This window comes from Pseudomonas sp. IT-P12 (assembly GCF_949767465.1).
Lineage (GTDB): Bacteria > Pseudomonadota > Gammaproteobacteria > Pseudomonadales > Pseudomonadaceae > Aquipseudomonas.
Genome location: NZ_CATKPY010000021.1, coordinates 573,856 through 593,445 on the forward strand (window position 1 = coordinate 573,856; position 19,590 = coordinate 593,445).

18 protein-coding genes and 1 other RNA gene are annotated in these 19,590 nt (G+C 62.6%); 10 read left to right on the forward strand and 9 right to left on the reverse strand.

Annotated elements, in window-relative coordinates; translation table 11 throughout:
- Positions 1-120: 120 nt before the first annotated feature.
- From ccoG to ACM6IM_RS11695, 8 genes are all read left to right on the forward strand, one after another.
- Positions 121-1,533, forward strand: coding sequence for a cytochrome c oxidase accessory protein CcoG (ccoG, locus tag ACM6IM_RS11660; RefSeq protein ID WP_414865190.1), 1,413 nt, complete (start codon positions 121-123; stop codon positions 1,531-1,533).
- Between the two features lie 11 nt (positions 1,534-1,544).
- Positions 1,545-2,084 carry a FixH family protein gene (locus tag ACM6IM_RS11665; protein ID WP_192301858.1) on the forward strand — a complete coding sequence of 180 codons (540 nt, stop codon included), beginning with the start codon at positions 1,545-1,547 and terminating at the stop codon, positions 2,082-2,084.
- A 112-nt stretch (positions 2,085-2,196) separates the two neighbouring features.
- Positions 2,197-4,647 (forward strand): heavy metal translocating P-type ATPase, encoded by a 2,451-nt coding sequence (locus ACM6IM_RS11670; RefSeq protein WP_414865191.1) that lies wholly within the window; start codon positions 2,197-2,199, stop codon positions 4,645-4,647.
- A gap of 24 nt (positions 4,648-4,671) precedes the next feature.
- Positions 4,672-4,890: a cbb3-type cytochrome oxidase assembly protein CcoS gene (gene ccoS / locus ACM6IM_RS11675; RefSeq protein WP_192301860.1), complete on the forward strand. Its 219-nt coding sequence runs from the start codon at positions 4,672-4,674 to the stop codon at positions 4,888-4,890.
- Entirely contained in the window at positions 4,883-5,566 is a 684-nt protein-coding gene (locus ACM6IM_RS11680) for a sulfite exporter TauE/SafE family protein (protein ID WP_414865192.1), read from the forward strand. Before ccoS ends, ACM6IM_RS11680 begins: the two co-directional genes overlap by 8 nt.
- Positions 5,567-5,677: 111 nt before the next feature.
- Complete coding sequence (gene hemN, locus ACM6IM_RS11685) at positions 5,678-7,060, forward strand: oxygen-independent coproporphyrinogen III oxidase (RefSeq protein ID WP_414865494.1); 1,383 nt, start codon at positions 5,678-5,680, stop codon at positions 7,058-7,060.
- A 274-nt stretch (positions 7,061-7,334) separates the two neighbouring features.
- The gene (fnr, locus tag ACM6IM_RS11690; protein ID WP_192301862.1) at positions 7,335-8,069 is read left to right on the forward strand and encodes a fumarate/nitrate reduction transcriptional regulator Fnr; all 735 of its coding nucleotides are present in this window, start codon (positions 7,335-7,337) and stop codon (positions 8,067-8,069) included.
- A gap of 77 nt (positions 8,070-8,146) precedes the next feature.
- Positions 8,147-8,695, forward strand: a complete 549-nt coding sequence (locus tag ACM6IM_RS11695; protein ID WP_192301863.1) for an adenine phosphoribosyltransferase — start codon at positions 8,147-8,149, stop codon at positions 8,693-8,695.
- 102 nt (positions 8,696-8,797) lie between these two features.
- On the opposite strand, the gene ACM6IM_RS11700 is transcribed toward ACM6IM_RS11695, so the two are convergent.
- The 6 genes from ACM6IM_RS11700 to dnaX all read right to left on the reverse strand — a co-directional run bounded on the left by ACM6IM_RS11700 (position 8,798) and on the right by dnaX (position 14,598).
- Positions 8,798-9,946, reverse strand: a complete 1,149-nt coding sequence (locus tag ACM6IM_RS11700; protein ID WP_414865193.1) for an acyl-CoA dehydrogenase family protein — start codon at positions 9,944-9,946, stop codon at positions 8,798-8,800.
- A 187-nt stretch (positions 9,947-10,133) separates the two neighbouring features.
- Positions 10,134-10,736, reverse strand: a complete 603-nt coding sequence (gene recR / locus ACM6IM_RS11705) for a recombination mediator RecR (RefSeq protein WP_192301865.1) — start codon at positions 10,734-10,736, stop codon at positions 10,134-10,136.
- A gap of 65 nt (positions 10,737-10,801) precedes the next feature.
- Positions 10,802-11,836: an NADP-dependent oxidoreductase gene (locus tag ACM6IM_RS11710; RefSeq protein ID WP_192301866.1), complete on the reverse strand. Its 1,035-nt coding sequence runs from the start codon at positions 11,834-11,836 to the stop codon at positions 10,802-10,804.
- Positions 11,837-11,871: 35 nt separating this feature from the next.
- Entirely contained in the window at positions 11,872-12,081 is a 210-nt protein-coding gene (locus ACM6IM_RS11715) for a hypothetical protein (protein WP_414865194.1), read from the reverse strand.
- Positions 12,082-12,099: 18 nt separating this feature from the next.
- Complete coding sequence (locus ACM6IM_RS11720; RefSeq protein WP_060539784.1) at positions 12,100-12,438, reverse strand: YbaB/EbfC family nucleoid-associated protein; 339 nt, start codon at positions 12,436-12,438, stop codon at positions 12,100-12,102.
- Positions 12,439-12,504: 66 nt separating this feature from the next.
- On the reverse strand, positions 12,505-14,598 hold the full coding sequence (dnaX, locus tag ACM6IM_RS11725) for a DNA polymerase III subunit gamma/tau (protein WP_414865195.1): 2,094 nt from the start codon (positions 14,596-14,598) through the stop codon (positions 12,505-12,507).
- A gap of 144 nt (positions 14,599-14,742) precedes the next feature.
- On the opposite strand from dnaX, the gene ACM6IM_RS11730 reads away from it, so the two are divergent.
- Complete coding sequence (locus ACM6IM_RS11730) at positions 14,743-15,489, forward strand: substrate-binding periplasmic protein (RefSeq protein WP_192301868.1); 747 nt, start codon at positions 14,743-14,745, stop codon at positions 15,487-15,489.
- On the opposite strand, the gene ACM6IM_RS11735 is transcribed toward ACM6IM_RS11730, so the two are convergent.
- A complete protein-coding gene (locus ACM6IM_RS11735) occupies positions 15,486-17,198 on the reverse strand; it encodes a putative bifunctional diguanylate cyclase/phosphodiesterase (RefSeq protein ID WP_414865196.1) in 1,713 nt (570 codons plus the stop codon). The two genes, ACM6IM_RS11730 and ACM6IM_RS11735, sit on opposite strands and share 4 nt — an antisense overlap.
- A 418-nt stretch (positions 17,199-17,616) precedes the next feature.
- On the opposite strand from ACM6IM_RS11735, the gene ACM6IM_RS11740 reads away from it, so the two are divergent.
- Positions 17,617-17,931, forward strand: a complete 315-nt coding sequence (locus ACM6IM_RS11740) for a helix-turn-helix domain-containing protein (protein ID WP_192301870.1) — start codon at positions 17,617-17,619, stop codon at positions 17,929-17,931.
- A 180-nt stretch (positions 17,932-18,111) separates the two neighbouring features.
- Here ACM6IM_RS11740 and ffs read toward each other — a convergent pair.
- Together ffs and ACM6IM_RS11750 are read right to left on the reverse strand one after the other, a co-directional pair.
- An RNA gene (gene ffs, locus ACM6IM_RS11745) (signal recognition particle sRNA small type) lies at positions 18,112-18,208 on the reverse strand.
- A 123-nt stretch (positions 18,209-18,331) separates the two neighbouring features.
- The gene (locus ACM6IM_RS11750) at positions 18,332-19,498 is read right to left on the reverse strand and encodes a putative zinc-binding metallopeptidase (protein ID WP_414865197.1); all 1,167 of its coding nucleotides are present in this window, start codon (positions 19,496-19,498) and stop codon (positions 18,332-18,334) included.
- Positions 19,499-19,590: the final 92 nt, after the last annotated feature.

Genomic DNA, 19,590 nt, shown 5'->3' on the forward strand with positions numbered 1-19,590 from the left:
ATGGTCGCACCCTTGTGATAGAGCTACAGGGGTATCATTGCGCCATTGCAACACCCCTATTTTGACCGCGGTCGGCACGTACTGACCGGGGCATTTCTCCACTGCCGTGGGATGCAACCGATGAGCAACCAGATTCCGGTACATGACGTTACGCCACCCGCAAAAGGGGACAAAAGCGTCGACCTTTATGCCTCTCGAGAAAAAATCTACAACCGCGCCTTTACCGGCCTGTTTCGCAACCTGCGCATCATCGGTGGCGCGTTCCTGTTCCTGCTTTACTTCGGCACGGTCTGGCTGAACTGGGCCGGTCACCAGGCGGTCTGGTGGAATTTGCCGGAACGCAAATTCTTCATCTTCGGCGCCACCTTCTGGCCCCAGGACTTCATCCTGCTGTCCGGCATCCTGATCGTCAGTGCCTTTGGCCTGTTCTTCATCACCGTCTATGCCGGTCGGGTCTGGTGCGGCTATTCCTGCCCGCAATTCGTCTGGACCTGGATTTTCATGTGGTGTGAAAAGGTCACCGAGGGCGACCGCAACCAGCGGATCAAACTCGACAAAATGCCCATGAGCACCAACAAGTTCCTGCGCAAGTTCACCAAGCATGCCCTGTGGATCCTGATCGGATTCGTCACCGGCATGACGTTCGTCGGCTACTTCTCGCCGATTCGCGAACTGGTCGTGGACTTCTTCACGGGCGAGGCCGATGGCTGGTCCTATTTCTGGGTCGGCTTCTTCACCCTCGCCACCTACGGCAACGCAGGTTGGCTGCGTGAACAGGTGTGCATCTACATGTGTCCGTATGCGCGCTTCCAGAGCGTGATGTTCGACAAGGACACCCTGATCATCTCCTACGACCCGCGCCGTGGCGAAAGCCGTGGACCGCGCAAGAAAGGCGCCGACTACAAGGCCCAGGGGCTGGGCGATTGCATCGACTGCACGATGTGCGTCCAGGTCTGCCCGACGGGTATCGACATCCGCGACGGCCTGCAGGTCGAATGCGTGGGCTGCGCTGCCTGCATCGATGCCTGCGACGCCATCATGGACAAAATGGACTACCCACGGGGCCTGATCAGCTACACCACCGAGCACAACCTGTCGGGGCAGAAAACCCACAAGCTGCGGCCACGCCTGATCGGCTATGCCACGGTGCTGCTGGTCATGATCGGCCTGCTGGTCGCCGCGTTCGCCACCCGTTCACTGGTGGGCTTCGACGTCAGCAAGGACCGCGTCCTCTACCGCGAGAACGCCGAGGGCCGGATCGAAAACGTCTACAGCCTGAAGATCATGAACAAGGACCAGCGTGACCACACCTACGTCCTCGAAGCCAGCGGCCTGCCGGATCTCAAGTTGCAGGGTCGGCGCGAGATCAAGGTGGTCGCGGGTGACATCGTCAGCCAGCCGGTGGAGCTGTCCATGGCCCCGGAAAAACTGCCATCGAGCACCAACGAGGTGAAATTCATCCTCAAGGACGCCGATGACGAGAGCATTCACGTTGAAGCCAAGAGCCGATTCATCGGCCCACAAATTCGTTGAGAGAAGTCATCATGCCTGCAGTAAACGCCGCAAGTCCCTGGTACAAGCACCTTTGGCCGTGGATCATCATTGCCATCCTCGCCTGCTCGGTGACGCTGACCCTGTCCATGGTGACGATTGCGGTGAACAACCCGGACAACCTGGTCAACGACAACTACTACGAGGCAGGCAAAGGCATCAACCGCTCACTGGACCGTGAACTGCTGGCGCAAACCCTGCAACTGCGCGCCAGTGTTCACCTGGACGAGGTGACCGGCGAAGTCGACCTGCGCCTGAGCGGCAACAGCCAGCCCAAATCCCTGGAACTGAACCTGATCTCGCCGACCCAGCCGGACAAGGACCGCAAGATCACCCTCACCCGCAGTGAAACCGAACAGGGCCGCTACATCGGCCAGTTGAGCGACAAGGTCGAAGGCCGTCGGTTCGTCGAATTGCTGGGTACCCAGGACGACCATATCTGGCGCATGTTCGAAGAAGAACTGGTCAGCCATGACAAGGACCTGTTGCTCGGTGACGAACCCTTGCAGGGTGCGGAAGACCTGAAGAAGTAAAAAACTGCGCTTCGCGCATCGCGAGCAGGCTCGCTCCCACAGGACTCCCATTGCACTGTGGGAGCGAGCCTGCTCGCGATGAGGCCCAACCGGACGATGTAGACTCCGCCCCATGACCACCCAACTCCCCTGCTACCACTGCGCCCTGCCCGTCCCGGCCGGCAGCCGTTTCACCGCCGTCGTGCTCGGTGAGACCCGCGAGTTCTGCTGCCCCGGTTGCCAGGCCGTGGCCCAGGCCATTGTGGCCGGGGGGCTGGAAAGCTATTACCAGCATCGCAGCGAAGCCTCGGCCAACCCCGAAGCCTTGCCGGTGCAACTGGTCGATGAACTGGCGCTGTACGACCGCGCCGACGTGCAAAAGCCGTTCGTTCGCCACGACGGTGAACTGGCCGAGACCACGCTGTTGATGGAAGGCATCAGTTGCGCGGCGTGCGGCTGGCTGATCGAGAAACACCTGCGCGGCTTGCCGGCGGTGGCGGAAGCGCGCCTGAACCTGTCCAATCATCGCCTGCACGTGCGCTGGGCCGATGGACAGTTGCCGCTGAGCCAGATGCTCGGCGAATTACGCCAGATCGGCTACGCCGCCCATCCTTACCAGCCAGACCGCGCCAGCGAACAACTGGCCAGCGAGAACCGCCTGGCCCTGCGCCAACTCGGTGTGGCCGGGTTGCTGTGGTTCCAGGCAATGATGGCGACCATGGCCACCTGGCCGGAATTCAATATCGACCTCAGCCCCGAGCTGCACACCATCCTGCGCTGGGTCGCGCTGTTCCTGACCACGCCCATCGTCTTCTACAGCTGTGCGCCGTTCTTCAAGGGGGCGATGCGCGATCTGCGCACGCGCCACCTGACCATGGACGTCTCGGTGTCGCTGGCGATTGGCTGTGCCTACATCGCTGGGATCTGGACCTCGATCACCGGTGTGGGCGAACTGTATTTCGATACCGTCGGCATGTTCGCCCTGTTCCTGCTGGCCGGGCGCTATCTGGAGCGACGCGCCCGGGAGCGCACCGCCGCCGCCACTGCACAGCTGGTCAACCTGCTGCCCGCCTCGTGCCTGCGCCTGGGTGCCGACGGGCAGAGCGAGCGCATCCTGCTCAACGAACTGCGTGTCGGCGATCAGGTGCTGGTGCACCCGGGCGCCGTTCTCCCGGCCGACGGCCGGATCCTCGACGGCCAGTCGAGCATCGACGAATCCCTGCTGACCGGTGAATACCTGCCGCAACCGCGCGCCCCGGGGGATGCGGTCACCGCCGGCACGTTGAACGTTGAAGGTGCGCTGACAGTGGAAGTCCTTGCGCTGGGCCATGACACCCGGCTGTCCGCAATCGTCCGCCTGCTGGACCGCGCCCAGTCGGAAAAACCGCGACTGGCGGAAATCGCCGACCGCGCCGCACAGTGGTTCCTGCTGGTGTCGCTGATTGCCTCGGCGATCATCGGCCTGGTCTGGTGGGAGCTGGATGCCTCGCGCGCCTTCTGGATCGTCCTGGCGATGGTCGTTGCGACGTGCCCCTGTGCCTTGTCCCTCGCCACCCCCACCGCACTCACCGCGGCCACCGGCACCTTGCACAAACTCGGCCTGCTGCTGACCCGTGGCCATGTGCTCGAAGGCCTGAACCAGATCGACACGGTGATCTTCGACAAGACCGGCACACTGACCGAAGGTCGTCTGGCACTGCGCTCGATTCGCCCGCTCGCCGCCGTGAGCAGCGATCAATGCCTGGGCCTCGCCGCTGCCCTGGAAAACCGCTCCGAACACCCGATTGCCCGTGCCTTCGGTCGCGCCCCACTGGCTGCCGAGGAAGTCCACAGCACCCCGGGACTGGGCCTGGAAGGCGTGGTCGCAGGGCAGCGACTGCGCATTGGCCAACCGGGTTTCGTCTGCGAACTCAGTGCCGCCATCACGCCGTCGATGCCCGAAGAAGCCGGCCAATGGCTGCTGTTGGGCGATGCCCGTGGACCGCTGGCGTGGTTCGTCCTCGACGACCGCTTGCGTGAAGACGCGCCGGCACTGATCAAGGCGTGCAAGGCTCGAGGTTGGCGCACGCTGCTGCTGTCCGGCGACAGCTCGCCGATGGTCGCCAGTGTCGCCGCCGAACTGGGCATCGACGAGGCCCGTGGCGGCTTGCGTCCGGACGACAAATTGCAGGTCCTGCAACAGCTGCACCAGGAAGGCCGCAAAGTGCTGATGCTCGGCGACGGGGTCAACGATGTTCCGGTGCTGGCCGCCGCCGACATCAGCGTGGCCATGGGGTCGGCCACCGACCTGGCGAAAACCAGTGCCGACGCCGTGTTGCTCTCGAACCGCCTCGACGCCCTGGTGCAAGCCTTCGGTCTGGCCCGCCGCACCCGGAAGATCATCGTCGAGAACCTGGCCTGGGCCACGCTGTACAATGGCCTCATGTTGCCGTTCGCTGCCGTCGGCTGGATCACGCCCGTGTGGGCGGCGGTCGGCATGTCCATCAGTTCGTTGGTCGTGGTGCTGAACGCCCTGCGCCTGACCCGCCTGCCACGTACGGCGGCCGTCAGCGCCACCCCAGAAACCCGCCCGCTGCCGGCCTGAGCCGCGCGGGCATGGAGCCTCACCATGCCAGCTCTCTACGTGATGATCCCGGCGGCGCTGCTGATCGTCGCCATCGCGATCTACATCTTCTTCTGGGCGGTCGACAGCGGTCAGTACGACGACCTCGACGGCCCGGCCCACAGCATCCTGTTCGATGACCAGGACCCGAACCACACCGCAGCGGTCGACGAAGCCAGCCGCCAGTCCGGCAAGCCGGACGACAAGGCGCCACCGCATGCTTGAACTGGCCCCCCTGCTGGTGTCGGCGGTGATTCTTGGCCTGTTGGGCGGCGGTCATTGCCTGGGCATGTGCGGCGGCCTGATGGGCGCGTTGACCCTGGCCATTCCAAGGGAACAACGCAGCCGGCGCTTTCGCCTGCTGCTGGCGTACAACCTCGGGCGAATCCTCAGCTACGCAACAGCCGGCCTGCTGATCGGCCTCGCGGGCTGGGCGCTGGCGAACAGCCCGGCCGCCACGTTCATGCGGGTCCTCGCCGGGTTGTTGCTGATCGCCATGGGCCTGTACCTGGCCGGCTGGTGGAGCGGCCTGACCCGCATCGAGAGCCTCGGGCGCGGCCTGTGGCGGCATATCCAGCCCGTGGCGAACAAACTGCTGCCGGTGTCGAGCCTGCCCCGCGCCCTGCTGCTGGGCGCCCTGTGGGGCTGGCTGCCGTGCGGGCTGGTTTACAGCACGCTGCTGTGGTCGGCGAGCCAGGGCAACGCGCTGGACAGCGCGCTGCTGATGCTCGCGTTCGGCCTCGGCACCTGGCCGGTGCTGCTGGCCACCGGGCTGGCCGCGGAACGGGTCACGGCGCTGCTGCGCAAGCGCAGCGTACGCATGACCGGTGGTCTGCTGGTGATCCTGTTCGGCGTCTGGACCCTGCCGGGGCCGCATCAGCATTGGCTGATGGGACACTAGCCTGCTCCCGCAGACGGCTCTGATCCTGAGCGTTGATGCAAATCAAGATGCCCCAACGCCGCACCCCATAGACTCGCAACACCGCTAGCCTATCCGGGGAATGCCCGCATGATGCTCGACGATATTCGTTGGGACACCGACCTGATCCGCCGTTACGACCTGGCGGGACCGCGCTACACCTCCTACCCAACCGCTGTACAGTTCGACGGGAACGTCGGCACCTTCGACCTGTTCCACGCGCTGCGCGAAAGCCGCAAGGCCCTGCGCCCGTTGTCGCTGTACGTGCACATCCCGTTCTGCGCAAACATTTGCTACTACTGCGCCTGCAACAAGGTCATCACCAAGGATCGCGGTCGCGCCCTGTCCTATCTGCAACGCCTGGAGCAGGAAATCCAGTTGATCGCCTGCCACCTCGACCCCGCACAGAACGTCGAGCAACTGCACTTCGGCGGCGGTACGCCGACCTTCCTCAGCCACGACGAATTGCGCCAACTGATGGCCCAACTGCGCAAGAGCTTCAATTTGCTGGACGACGACAGCGGCGACTACGGCATCGAGATCGACCCACGGGAGGCCGACTGGTCGACCATGGGCCTGCTGCGTGAACTGGGGTTCAATCGGGTCAGCATCGGCTTGCAGGACCTGGATCCCGACGTGCAACGGGCGGTCAATCGCCTGCAAAGCCTGGATGAAACCCGTGCGGTGATCGAGGCGGCGCGCACCCTGCAATTTCGCTCGATCAACATCGACCTGATCTACGGACTGCCCAGGCAGACGCCCGAACATTTCGCCCGCACGGTCGAGGAAGTCATCCACCTGCAGCCGGATCGGTTGTCGGTGTTCAACTACGCGCACCTGCCAGAGCGCTTCATGCCGCAACGCCGGATCAACGGCGATGAGTTGCCCACCCCGGCCCAGAAGCTGGAAATGCTCCAGCAGACCATCGAACAACTGACGCAAGCCGGTTACCGCTACATCGGCATGGACCACTTCGCCCTGCCCGACGACGAACTGGCGATTGCCCAGGAAGAGTCGACCCTGCAGCGCAATTTCCAGGGCTACACCACCCACGGCCATTGCGACCTGATTGGCCTCGGGGTGTCGGCGATCAGCCAGATCGGTGATCTGTACTGCCAGAACAGCAGCGACCTGAACCAGTACCAGAGCAGCCTGGCCTCTGCGCAACTGGCCACCAATCGCGGCCTGCTGTGCACCCGCGATGACCGGGTGCGCCGCGCCGTGATCCAGCAGCTGATTTGCAGTTTCGAACTGGAGTTCGCTGCGATCGAACAGGCGTTCAACCTCGACTTCCGCGGTTACTTCGGCCCGTTGTGGCCGCAATTGCAGGGTATGGCCCGGGACGGGCTGATTGAATTGAGCGATGAACGCATCACGGTACTGCCCGCCGGACGCTTACTGGTGCGTTCAGTGTGCATGGTCTTCGACGCGTACCTGGATCAGCAGAATCGTCAGCGCTTTTCCCGGGTGATCTAACGCTTGATCGCCAGGGCGGCGGTTTCAACACGTGTTCAGGGGGCGGGCTGACCTGGCTCATGGTCTTGGACAGGGACAGGTTGTCGGTGATCAACCCGCCATCGAGCGCGGAGATGGCGGCTTGCAGCGCGCTGAGTTTGGCCTGATGCCTGTTTATCCGGCACCACCGGCCACCCTTGACCGCGATGTGACAATTCGGCACACCGCTGGCCTCAATGAGTTCCGTTGGGTTACCCTTACGTCCTATGTGTGATTTCCCACAAGGATTCAAGAAATGTCCGAGCCAGTAAAACTGCGCGCTCACAACCAGGCCCATTGCAAGGATTGCAGCCTGGCTCCCCTCTGTTTACCACTTTCTCTGAATCTGGAAGACATGGATGCGCTGGACGAAATCGTTAAACGTGGCCGCCCGCTGAAAAAAGGCGAATTCCTGTTCCGCCAGGGCGACAACTTCGATTGCGTTTATGCAGTTCGCTCCGGCGCGTTGAAAACGTTCAGCCTGAGCGATGGCGGTGAAGAACAGCTCACCGGTTTCCACCTGCCGAGCGAGCTGGTCGGACTGTCGGGCATGGACACGGAAAAGCACCCGGTGTCGGCGCAGGCGCTGGAAACCACCTCGGTCTGCGAAATTCCGTTCGAACGCCTGGACGAACTGGCGCTGCAACTGCCGCAACTGCGCCGTCAACTGATGCGGGTGATGAGCCGCGAGATTCGCGACGATCAACAGATGATGTTGCTGCTGTCGAAAAAAACCGCCGACGAACGCATCGCCACCTTCCTCGTCAACCTGTCGGCGCGCTTCCGGGCCCGTGGCTTCTCGGCCAACCAGTTCCGCCTGAGCATGTCGCGCAACGAAATCGGCAACTACCTGGGCCTGGCGGTGGAAACCGTGTCGCGGGTGTTCACGCGCTTCCAGGCGAACGAACTGATCGCCGCCGAAGGCAAGGAAATCCATATCCTTGACCCGATCCAGCTCTGCGCACTCGCTGGCGGCTCGCTCGAAGGCTGATGCAACAAGGCGGCTGAGCCAAACGGTTCAGCCGTCGTTATACTGCGACGTTTGCAGCCTGCCAGGACACCTCGACGATGGTCTTCGACTCCTTCGACATCAAATCCCTGATCCGCCCGGTCATCGACTTCCCGAAACCGGGCGTCATTTTTCGCGACATCACCCCGCTGTTCCAGTCCCCCACCGCCCTGCGCATGGTGATGGACACCTTCGCCCACCGATACGTCGAGGCCGACTTCACCCACATCGGCGCCATGGACGCCCGTGGTTTCCTGATCGGTTCGGTATTGGCCTACCAGTTGAACAAGCCGCTGGTGCTGTTTCGCAAACAAGGCAAGCTGCCGGCGGACGTACTGGCGGAAGGTTACGCGACCGAATACGGCGAAGCCTTCCTGGAAGTGCACGCCGACAGCCTGTGCGAGGGCGATTCGGTGGTGATGTTCGATGACCTCATCGCCACCGGTGGCACCCTGATCGCGGCAGCCAGCCTGATTCGGCGCATGGGCGCACGGGTTCACGAAGCGGCGGCGATCATCGACCTGCCGGAGCTGGGTGGGTCCCAGCGCCTGGAAGACATGGGGATTGCGACGTTTTGCCTGACGCAGTTTGCGTTGACTGACAAGTAACGCGGCGCCCGCCTTCGCGGACAAGCCCGCTCCCACAGAAACGGTGTAAACACCACACATCCATGGGGGAGCGAGCCTGCTCGCGATTGCAACACCCCAAGCCTACAGCCCCATCTGCTTGCTGATGATCTCGTTCATCACTTCCCGTGTCCCCCCGCCAATCGAAAGAATCCGGTTGTCCCGGTACAGCCGCTCTACCAGGCTCTCGCGCATGTAACCCAGGCCACCGAGGATCTGCACGGCATCACTGGTGATGCGATCGGCCGTGTCGGTGGCAAAATTCTTGGCCATGGAAATTTCCTTGATCACACTCTGCCCCGCTGCCATTTTTGCCGCCTGCCGGTAGGTAAATTCCCTTGAGACCTCCAGGGCCGTGGCCATTTCCGCGAGGCGGTGCTTGATCACCTGGAACTTGCCGATGGGTTTGCCGAACGCTTCGCGCTGACGCGCCCATTTCAGGCTTTCCTCCAGCGCCAGCTGAGCGGTCATGTTGGCCATCAGCGCGAGGGCCAGGCGCTCGCTCTGGAAGTTACCCATGATGCAGGCAAAGCCCATGTTCTCGCCGCCGATCAGGTGGCCCACGGGCACTCGGCAATCGTCGAAGAACAACTCTGCCGTGTCCGAGGCCCACCAGCCCATTTTTTTCAGTGATCGCCCCACGGTGAAGCCGGGGGTGCCCTTCTCGATCAACAACAGGCTGATGCCGGCGAAACCTGGCTCACCGGTGCGCACCGCCACCGTGTAGACGTCGGCACGCACGCCACTGGTGATGAACGTCTTGCTGCCGCTGACCCGGTAGACATCGCCGTCACGCACGGCGCGGGTGTGCAGGTTGGCAACGTCGGACCCACCGCCGGGTTCGGTGACGGCCAGGGCGCTGATCTTTTCGCCGGACAACACCTGCGGCACGATCCGGTCGCGGAGCTCGGGTCGAGCCCATTTGAGAATCGGCGGCAGGCCGATGTCCAGCGAACCCAGCCCCGCCACCAGGCCACCCGAGCCGCAGCGCATCAACTCTTCACTGGCGGCGACCTTGGCAAACAGGTCGCCTTCATGGCTGCCACCGAAACGTTCCGGGTAGCCGATACCGAGAATCCCCGCCGCACCGGCCTTGAGGTACAGCTCACGGGGGAAACTTTCGGCTTCTTCCCATTGATCAATGTCTGGAAGAATCTCGCGCTCGACGAAACGTCTGACGCTGTCACGGACCAATTGGTGGCTGGGGTCGAAGTATTCCTGGAAGGCAGGCATCGGCAAACTCCGCGGGAGAGGTCCAGCGAAGTTAACCGAGCGCTTGCTTGGTTTTCAACAGGATTGTGTGGATCAGATGAATCGGGTTGCCCGCATCGCGAGCAGGCTCGCTCCCACAAGGGACTACACACCAGACCAATGTGGGAGCGAGCCTGCTCGCGATGACGTCAACAGCAACACCACAGAACTACAGGGAGATCGGCTTACGCCCCGCAAACGAATGCGCCAGCGTTCCGCCATCCACCAGCTCCAGCTCGCCCCCGAGCGGCACGCCATGGGCGATGCGCGAAGCGATCAGGCCTTTGCTGGAGAGCAACTGGGCGATGTAATGCGCGGTGGCTTCACCCTCGACGGTCGGATTGGTCGCGAGGATGACTTCGGTGAACGTACCCGCCTCGTCGATTCGCGCCAGTAACTGCGGAATCCCGATGGCTTCCGGACCGAGCCCATCAAGCGGCGACAGGTGGCCCTTGAGCACGAAATAACGACCACGGAAACCGGTCTGCTCCACCGCGTAAACGTCCATCGGGCCTTCCACCACGCACAGCAGGGTATCGTCGCGACGGGTGTCGGCACACTGCGGGCACAGGTCGTCTTCGGTCAGCGTGCGACACAACCGGCAGTGCCCCACCCCTTCCATGGCCTGGCTCAAGGCCGACGCCAGGCGCGCGCCGCCGCTGCGATCACGCTCGAGCAACTGCAACGCCATGCGCTGGGCGGTTTTCTGACCCACGCCAGGCAAAATTCGCAGGGCATCGATCAGTTGGCGAATCAAAGGGCTGAAGCTCATGAAGAAAAGTCCGACAAAACGACGAGACGCGGTTTATACCCGCGCCTCTGGCCAGCGTCAAATGCTCAGTCCCGTGCGACCCGTACCACCAGTTTGCCGAAGTTGCGCCCTTCCAGCAGACCGATGAACGCCTCGGGGGCATTCTCGAGACCGTCGACCACATCCTCACGGAATTTCACCTTGCCGTCGCGCACCCAGGGTGCCATGGCGCTGATGAATTCCGGCTGACGGTCACCGTAGTCATCGAACACGATGAAGCCCTGGATACGCACCCGCTTGGTCAACAGCGTGCGCTGCAGCAACGGCAAGCGATCCGGGCCCGACGGCGCTTCACTGGCGTTGTAGGAGGCGATCAGGCCGCACAGAGGAATACGCGCCTTTGGGTTGAGCAACGGCACAACCGCATCGAACACCTTGCCCCCCACATTCTCGTAATAGATGTCGACACCCTTTGGGCACGCCAGCGCCAGTTCACTGGCGAAATCCGCGCTCCGGTGATCGATGCAGGCGTCGAACCCCAGCTCCTCGACCACGTAGCGGCACTTGTCCGCGCCACCCGCGACGCCGACCACGCGCAAGCCCTTGATTTTCGCCACCTGGCCGACCACCGAACCGACCGCACCGGAGGCTGCCGCCACCACCAGGGTTTCGCCGGATTGGGGTTGACCGATGTCCATCAGGCCCATGTAGGCGGTCATGCCCGGCATGCCCAGCACACCCAATGCCATCGACGGGCTCGGCAAGCCGGACGGCACCGGGATGATGTTGCGCCCGTCGCTGATGCTGTGGCTCTGCCAGCCGGTCGCACCGACCACCAGATCGCCTTCGTGGAACTTGGGGTTCAACGAACGCTCAACCCGACTGACAGCCCCACCGGTCATCACCTCGTCGATTTCCACCGGCGCGGCGTAGGACGGCGCATCGCTCATGCGGCCACGCATGTAGGGGTCCAGCGACAGAAAAAGGGTCTTGAGCAACACCTGACCATCGGCCAGGTCTGGCAACGCTTCCCGTTCCAGGCGGAAATTCTCGGGCGTCGGCGCGCCCACCGGACGGGACGCCAGGACGATACGTTGGTTGAGGGTCAATGCTTCTGGCATGTGAGCGTCTCCTGTGATCGATGAGTTTGGCGGTATTAGTTGAGCAGACCTTCGCGGCGGTTGGGTGTTCGATGTTTCTGCCGCAGGAGCCGGGCGAGTTCATCGCGAGCAGGCTCGTTCCTGGCGGTGACAGCGTACGGATGTGGGGCGAGCCCGCTCGCGAAAGCGCTGTCGCTGTCAGCCGTTCGCCAACAGGCAAAAACAAAAATGCCAGGCGTAATGCCTGGCATTTTCTTGTCGCTCATCCAATGCGCCTCGGCGAATCAGAACGGCAGTTTCATGCCCGGTGGCAATTGCATCCCAGCGGTCATGCTGCCCATTTTTTCCTGGCTGTTGGCCTCGATTTTGCGCACGGCGTCGTTGACGGCGGCAGCGACAACCGCTTCCAGCATCTCCTTGTCGTCTTCGCTCAGGCCTTCGACCAGGCTCGGGTCGATGCTCACGCTCTTCACGTCGTGACGACCGGTCATCACCACGGTGACCATATCGCCACCGGCCTTACCGGTGACTTCGGCGTTGGCCAGTTCTTCCTGCATCTTGGCCATTTTTTCCTGCATCTGCTGCGCCTGCTTCATCAGGCCGGCCATGCCACCTTTCATCATGGTAATCACCTCAAAAGTACTTGGATAAAAACGGTGCCCGGCCACCCGGCCGAACACCTTCAGTTACTAGCCCTGACTGACCAGGGCTTCGACAGGTTCAATAGTATCGTTACGGATCACCGCGCCGAACTGCGCCATCATCTGCTGGATGAACGGATCACCGTGGATCGACTCCTCGGCCTCGCGCTGACGATCGGCACGACGTCGGGACGCCGCCTGGGCCGGGGTCTCCTGTTCGGGTTTGATCAGCTCCATGTTCAGGGTCAGCGTGCGACCGTGGAACTGGTTCAAGGCATCGTTGAGGCGGCGTTGCTGGGTCGCATTGAACAGCGCGCTGTGGGCCGGATCGAGATGCAGCAGCCAATTGTCGCCATCGATGGCGATCAGCGTGCAGTTGGCGGCGATGCTGCCGGTCATGCCGGAAATCGGCAGTTTCGGGAACAGCTCCAGCCACTGCAGGGCCAGCCCCGTGGCGGGCATCGCCGCCGGTTCGGGCTCAGGCTCGGGTGCAGGCTCGGCTGTGTGCTCGCTGGCCAGGTCGTCGAGGTAGCTGTAGGCCGAGTCCATGTCCGGTTCGATGTAGTCCTCGTCCAGCGGCGGCTCATCATCGAGGTCAAAGCCCGGTGTGGCGGCATCCACTTCAGCGGCTGTCGGTTCGGCAATCGTTGCAGCGGGCGGCTCGGCAGCATCCGGAACGACGCTGTCCGGGGTCGACGACAGGACCGGCGGCAATTCGGGTTGTTCAGCGATGGTTTCCAGAACCGGCTCGACCGCAGGCTGCTGGACGACTTCGGGCTCTACCGGGTCGTTCCACGGCAGGTCGACGACTTCCTCGACCGCGACAGGCTCAGGCTCGGCAACCGGCTCGGGCGCAGCCACCGGCGCAACCGGGACCGGGACCGGGACCGGCTCAAGTTCCGGGGCAGGAACGGCTGGGACCACCGAGGCCGACGGTGCAACTGCCGCAGCCACTACCGGCGCAACCACGGGCGCGGCAGCCACTGACTTGGCGGAATCAACTGTGGCCTGGCTGATCCCCACTGGCTTTAGCGGCTGCCTCGGCGCGTCCTCGGTATCGGCGGGCCGGAACGCCAGCATGCGCAACAGGACCATTTCAAAACCGCCCCGCGGATCCGGTGCCAGCGGCAGGTCGCGACGGCCGATCAAGCCCATCTGGTAGTAGAACTGAACGTCTTCGGCCGGCAGGGCCTGGGCCAGCGCCAGCACCCGGTCGCGGTCGCCATGGCCGTTGTCGACACCCTCGGGCAAGGCCTGGGCGATGGCGACACGGTGCAGCACGTTGAGTATTTCCGAGAGCACGCCGTTCCAGTCCGGGCCTTGTTCGGCCAGGTGGCGCACGCCTTCGAGCAGCGCCTTGGCGTCGCCCTGGATCAGCGCATGCAATACGTCGTAGACCTGGCCATGATCGAGCGTGCCGAGCATGGCCCGCACGTCGGCGGCCATGACCTTGCCTTCACCGAAGGCAATGGCCTGGTCGGTCAGGCTCATGGCGTCGCGCATCGAACCGTCGGCGGCACGACCGAGCAGCCACAGCGCATCGTCTTCGAACGGTACGTTCTCCACGCCCAGCACATGGGTCAGGTGCTCGACCACGCGTTCCGGGGTCATGTTCTTCAGGGAGAACTGCAAGCAGCGCGACAAAATCGTTGCAGGAAGTTTCTGCGGGTCGGTGGTCGCCAGGATGAACTTGACGTAGGGCGGCGGCTCTTCGAGGGTTTTCAGCAGCGCATTGAAGGAATGGCTGGACAGCATGTGCACTTCGTCGATCAGGTAGACCTTGAAGCGCCCGCGGCTCGGCGCGTACTGCACGTTATCCAGCAGTTCGCGGGTGTCCTCGACCTTGGTGCGGCTCGCGGCGTCGATCTCGATCAGGTCAACGAAGCGCCCTTCGTCGATCTCCCGGCAAACCGAACACTCGCCACACGGGCTGGAAGTGATACCGGTTTCACAGTTCAGGCACTTGGCGATAATCCGCGCAATGGTGGTCTTGCCGACCCCGCGCGTGCCGGTGAAGAGGTAGGCGTGGTGCAGCCGCTGGCTGTCCAAGGCATTGATCAGAGCCTTGAGCACATGGGTCTGGCCGACCATTTCGCGGAACGAGCGCGGACGCCATTTACGTGCAAGAACCTGATAACTCATCGAAAACCGTCGCAACCAAGGAACAGAAGCGGCTAATGCTAGCGGAGCAAGGCCAAAATTGCATCCGGCATGCTCGTCTAATCTGGCTAAGATGCACTCTTTGGGGCTTTTATCGGCTTGGGTTTCATCAGTACCGGAGCGTCTATGCGGCTGGCCTTGGGGGCACTGCTGTTGATCAGTCTGAGTAGCGCCGCCACAGAGGCGCCGTTGCGCTTCGTGGTGCCCGACAGCTGGTCCATGCCGATGGTGCAACTGGAACGCGGCCAGCCGACCCAGGGCATCCTGTATGACGCGATGCTCAGCCTCGCCACCCAGGTCGGCCTGCCAGCCGAGTTTCACGTACTGCCCAGGGCGCGGGTGCAAGGCGCGATGGAGCGTGGTGAGGTCGATGTGCGCTGTTATGCCGCGCAGACCTGGCTGCCCAATCAGTCCGGCGACTATATCTGGAGCATCCCGCTGTGGACCCAACCGGACGTGCTGGTCAGCCGGCAGGAGCCGCCGGGTGTCGTGGTCCCGGAAAACCTGCCCCACCAGACCATCGGCACGGTGCTGGGTTACAGCTACCCGACCCTGCAGCCGTTGTTCGACAGCGGTCACCTGCTGCGCGAAGACGCGCGCAGCCAGGATCAAACCCTGGAAAAGCTGCTGGCCGGGCGCTATCGCTACGCCGTGACCAACCAGTGGACGCTCGACTGGTTCAATCAACGGCAACAAGCCGAACGGCAACTGCAAGGCGTGGCGGTGTTGCAGGAGCAGAGTGTTGGCTGCTTCGTGCGCAACGACCCGGGCGTACCGGTGCAGCGCATCCTGCGTACCCTGCTGAGGATGAAGATGTCCGGGGAGATCGACGACATCATCCGGCTGTATGTCGGTAAAGCGGAAGCCCCCTAGCCATCCGTTTCACCGGTTGACCTCGCCAACTGCCATTGCGGCGGCACCACGAAGCGTTCGACCCAGCCAGGCACGTCAGCCGCCGGCATGGGGCGAGCGATGAAATAGCCCTGGGCGACATCGCACCCCAATTGCAACAGCAGCTCACCGTGCTCGATGCTCTCCAGCCCCTCGGCAATCACCTGCCGGCCAAACGCCCGGGCCAGGCCAATCACCGCCGTCGTCAAGGCCAGATCGTCATGGTCGTGCAGAATGTCGCGGATGAACGACCTGTCGATCTTGATCGTCTGCGTGCGCAGGCGCTTGAGGTAGCTCAGCGACGAGTAACCGGTGCCGAAGTCGCCCAGTGAAAACCGCACCCCGAGTGCTTGGCAGGCTTGCAGGCAAGCGCTGACGTGCTGGATGTTTTCGATGGCCACCGATTCGACGATTTCCAGGTCCAGCCTCTGCGGCGCCACCTGCGCATGCCTAGCGAGCAACTGCCCGAGGCGCTCGACGAAATCCGCGCGCTGGAAGTGCCGGGCGGCAATGTTGACGCTGATCGGCCACCGCTTGCCGGCGGCTTGCCAGCGGTCCAACTGCAGCAACACCTGATCGATCACCCACTCGCCGATGTCGATGATCAGGTCCGTCTCCTGCACCAGCGGCAAGAACTCCCGGGCCCGGACCGTACCGTTTTGCGGATGCTCCCAGCGCAGCAGCGCCTCGAAGCCTACGACTTCGCCGCTGCGCATATGGACTTTGGGCTGGTAATACAAATGCAGCTCACCGGCGAGCAACGCCTGGCGCACCCGCTCGACGGTCTGGTGCGTCGCCTTGACCTCCTGGTCGCGACCGACATCGAACAAATGAAAACGATTGCGCCCGCTCTGCTTGGCCACGTACATCGCCTGATCGGCATGGCGCAGCAAGGTTTCGGCATCCTCGTCGTCGTGTGGGAACAGCGTGACACCGATGCTGGCGCAGACCGTCAGCACCTTGTCCTGCAGCGCATAGGGCGCGGACAGGGCACCCAGGACACGATTCAGTGCGGCGCGCAGTTCCGGCAGATCGCGCACATAACGCAACACAAGCACGAACTCGTCACCCGCCAGCCGCGCCACCACATCTTCGCCGCGAACGATATCGCGCAGACGCCTGGCCACCTCGACCAGCAACAGGTCGCCACTGGCATGTCCGTAGCCATCGTTGACGGCCTTGAAGCCGTCGAGGTCGAGCATGCAAACGGCCAGCGGGATGTTTTCCTGACGGGAGAACGCCAGCGCCTGATCAAGCAGATCCGAGAGAAAGGCGCGATTGGGCAGCCCGGTCAGCACGTCATGCCCGACCCGCCACTGCAGGGAATGCAGCAGCTGGCGCTTTTCACTGATGTCGAAACGAATCGCCAGGTACCGGTGAATCCGCCCGGTAACGTCATCCAGAACCGGCACCAGGGTGCTCTCGACCCAGAACAGGCTGCCATCCTTGGCGCGATTGCAGATTTCACCCTTCCAGACATTGCCCAACGCAATGGTGCGCCACATGCCCAGGAAGAATTCGGCCGGGTGAAAACCCGAGTTGAGCACACGATGATTTTGCCCGATCAGTTCATCGCGGCTGTAGCCGGACAATGCGCAGAACTGATCGTTGACGTAAGTGATTCGGCCGGTCAGATCGGTTTCGGAAAAAATCGCGGCGGCATCCACGGCTCTGCGGTATTTCTCATCCATGAGTCAGGCTCACTGCCGACAGCGGCGATTCCGCTCGACCAGCGCACAATGGCCGGTAGAGGTGAGTTGAATCCTGTTGCGCAGCGCCACGTGATCACTCCATGAACAGCATTTGATGGCCCATTGGCAGCCGAAGATCCACTAGTCTCAAAGACCCGGACATCCGGCGACAACAGCCATTTCGGTAACTTTTTGCAAGGCTTCAAGGCAACTTGAGTCCACCGCACGCCTGTGGGAAGGAGCGCGCTTCTTGCCCTGCGCCACCAGGCCAACTTCAGAGAACCGGACACCCAATATCCCCTTGGGAGCGCCGATTCTACGAAACACATCACATTTTGCAAAGCAAGGTGATGAATCGCGCGGTTGCCTAATGCGAAAATCTATCGTTAAGTTCTTGATTCTAAATGGGAATTGAGCGATGCAAATTTTAAGTTTGGGTTCAGCCATTCGCCGTCACCGCAAGGTCGCGGGGCTTACTCAGGCTGAGCTCGGCGAAAGGACCGGTTTTGACCCCAAAACCATCAGCCGCTTCGAAACCGGCACCTACACGCCCAGCGTGGAAGCTCTGTTCCTGCTTGCCAATGTGCTGGGGGTCAAGCTCAAGGTTTTTTTCACCGACCTGGATGACGAAGACGAACAACGGGCGTACCTGTTCTCCGTCATCCATAAAGCACCCCCGAAGGACCTCGGCAAACTGATCGCCGCAGTTGACCAGGCCCTGTCCAAGTCATAGTCGCAGACATGAAAAAAGGAGGCCGACCTGTCGAATCAGGTCGGCCTCCTTTTTTCATGCGCCGCGTTTCAGATCGCAAACGACAAAATCCGCCGATGGAAACGATCCAGGGCAGAGCAAAAACGGTGTCGGGAATGATGATGAACGCGAGAGAGGGCTCGCGGGGCGTTATGGAGGCAACCCCACCAGCCACACCCCGGCACACAATGTTCCCGCTGTGGCTGCTGCCTTCCGGCTCTGACCAGGTTCACGGGTAATCGTTGCGGGGGGACCGATGGGGTCACCATAACGACGCCCGCCTGACGGCGAGCCGCGCCATTGTACCTGTCTGCGGCGAAGTTACAACCGTTCGCTGGCATTAAAAAACATGAGTCGCTTCAAGGACATGCAAAAGCGCTCGCTACGCGTCCCTGACCACCTCGTCCGCCCTGCCGCCCTCCTGCTGGATCACCAGGTGGATAAAGTGCAGCTTGGCAATCGCCTCTGGCGGCAGGACGAATGGGTAGAAATCCGGCTGGCCCATGCTGCGCGACAGTTCGTTGAGCATGCCCGCCAGTTCGATCCACGCGTTGACGAAGGACAGGAACGCTGCGCCGCCCGGATGTTGCGGGTCGTAGAGAGTGCTGGCGGGGAACGGCTGGTAGTCGAGGTCCATCTCCCGCGCGCTCATGCCGAAACCGAGGGCGGTGTCCACGGCGTCCATCATGTGCAGGTAGTGCGCCCAGGTTTCCGCCCAGTCTTCCCACGGGTGCATGGTGGCGTAGGCGCTGACGAACCGCTGCTGCCAGTCGGTCGGCGCGCCCTGCTGGTAGTGCCGGTCGAGGGCGTCGGCGTAACTCGCGCGCTCATCACCGAACACGCGGCGAAACGGCTCCAGCCACAGGCTGTCGGCGATCAATCGATCCCAGTAGTAATGACCCACTTCATGGCGAAAATGCCCGAGCAGGGTGCGATACGGCTCGTGCATGTGCACCCGGACCTGCTCGCGGTGGGCATCGTCGGCTTCCTGGATGTCGAGGGTGATCAGGCCGTTGGCGTGGCCGGTGGTCGGCAGGTTGCCTTCGAGGTCGACGCCGATGAAATCGAACGCCAGGCCGCTCTCCTCGTCCACGGTCTTGGGAATCACTGGCAAGCCCAGGCTGACCAATTGGGCGATCAGCCGCCGCTTGGCGGTCTCGACCTTGAGCCAGCGTTCGTGGTTTTGCGCAATGGATAAATCGGGAATGGTGCGGTTCAAACGACAGGCCATGCACAACGCCTCATGATCGCCGGTCGGCAACAGCCAGTTGCAGGCGGCCGGGGAATCAAGGTTGGCGCAGCGGCGAAAGGCGCCCGCCTCAGGGGCGGCGTCCAGCGTCCAGGTATCGGCCTGCGCGCCTGGCTGCAGGGAGGACAAGCGGCCGCGCTCGGGCTCATAGCCCAGTGCTGCGGAACACGCCAGGCACTGGCTGTTGCGAAAGAACAGCGATTGACCGCAGCGGCACTGCCAGATTTTGCTGTTGCGCGAGCTTTCACCCATGAAGGGCGCAGCAATGCGTGAACTGAGCTGCTCGAAAAAGCGGTACATGGCGATCTCTCCCTGGGGCTTGCCAAGACTAGATCATGATTGGCTGTGCATCGTTCCCGCTTTTTGCGTTGTGGCGAAAATCGTCTTCGCGA

What these genes read in the sequence shown, in the direction of transcription:
- ACM6IM_RS11700 (WP_414865193.1), bottom strand. Translation starts at nt 9,946, where the DNA reads ATGCCTGCCTTCCAGGAATACTTCGACCCCAGCCACCAATTGGTCCGT.
- ACM6IM_RS11710 (WP_192301866.1), bottom strand. Translation starts at nt 11,836, where the DNA reads ATGCCAGAAGCATTGACCCTCAACCAACGTATCGTCCTGGCGTCCCGT.
- ACM6IM_RS11720 (WP_060539784.1), bottom strand. Translation starts at nt 12,438, where the DNA reads ATGATGAAAGGTGGCATGGCCGGCCTGATGAAGCAGGCGCAGCAGATG.
- ACM6IM_RS11695 (WP_192301863.1), top strand. Translation starts at nt 8,147, where the DNA reads ATGGTCTTCGACTCCTTCGACATCAAATCCCTGATCCGCCCGGTCATC.
- ACM6IM_RS11680 (WP_414865192.1), top strand. Translation starts at nt 4,883, where the DNA reads ATGCTTGAACTGGCCCCCCTGCTGGTGTCGGCGGTGATTCTTGGCCTG.
- ACM6IM_RS11670 (WP_414865191.1), top strand. Translation starts at nt 2,197, where the DNA reads ATGACCACCCAACTCCCCTGCTACCACTGCGCCCTGCCCGTCCCGGCC.
- recR (WP_192301865.1), bottom strand. Translation starts at nt 10,736, where the DNA reads ATGAGCTTCAGCCCTTTGATTCGCCAACTGATCGATGCCCTGCGAATT.
- ccoG (WP_414865190.1), top strand. Translation starts at nt 121, where the DNA reads ATGAGCAACCAGATTCCGGTACATGACGTTACGCCACCCGCAAAAGGG.
- ACM6IM_RS11750 (WP_414865197.1), bottom strand. Translation starts at nt 19,498, where the DNA reads ATGTACCGCTTTTTCGAGCAGCTCAGTTCACGCATTGCTGCGCCCTTC.
- ACM6IM_RS11730 (WP_192301868.1), top strand. Translation starts at nt 14,743, where the DNA reads ATGCGGCTGGCCTTGGGGGCACTGCTGTTGATCAGTCTGAGTAGCGCC.
- ACM6IM_RS11735 (WP_414865196.1), bottom strand. Translation starts at nt 17,198, where the DNA reads ATGGATGAGAAATACCGCAGAGCCGTGGATGCCGCCGCGATTTTTTCC.
- fnr (WP_192301862.1), top strand. Translation starts at nt 7,335, where the DNA reads ATGTCCGAGCCAGTAAAACTGCGCGCTCACAACCAGGCCCATTGCAAG.
- dnaX (WP_414865195.1), bottom strand. Translation starts at nt 14,598, where the DNA reads ATGAGTTATCAGGTTCTTGCACGTAAATGGCGTCCGCGCTCGTTCCGC.
- hemN (WP_414865494.1), top strand. Translation starts at nt 5,678, where the DNA reads ATGCTCGACGATATTCGTTGGGACACCGACCTGATCCGCCGTTACGAC.
- ccoS (WP_192301860.1), top strand. Translation starts at nt 4,672, where the DNA reads ATGCCAGCTCTCTACGTGATGATCCCGGCGGCGCTGCTGATCGTCGCC.
- ACM6IM_RS11740 (WP_192301870.1), top strand. Translation starts at nt 17,617, where the DNA reads ATGCAAATTTTAAGTTTGGGTTCAGCCATTCGCCGTCACCGCAAGGTC.
- ACM6IM_RS11715 (WP_414865194.1), bottom strand. Translation starts at nt 12,081, where the DNA reads ATGAGCGACAAGAAAATGCCAGGCATTACGCCTGGCATTTTTGTTTTT.
- ACM6IM_RS11665 (WP_192301858.1), top strand. Translation starts at nt 1,545, where the DNA reads ATGCCTGCAGTAAACGCCGCAAGTCCCTGGTACAAGCACCTTTGGCCG.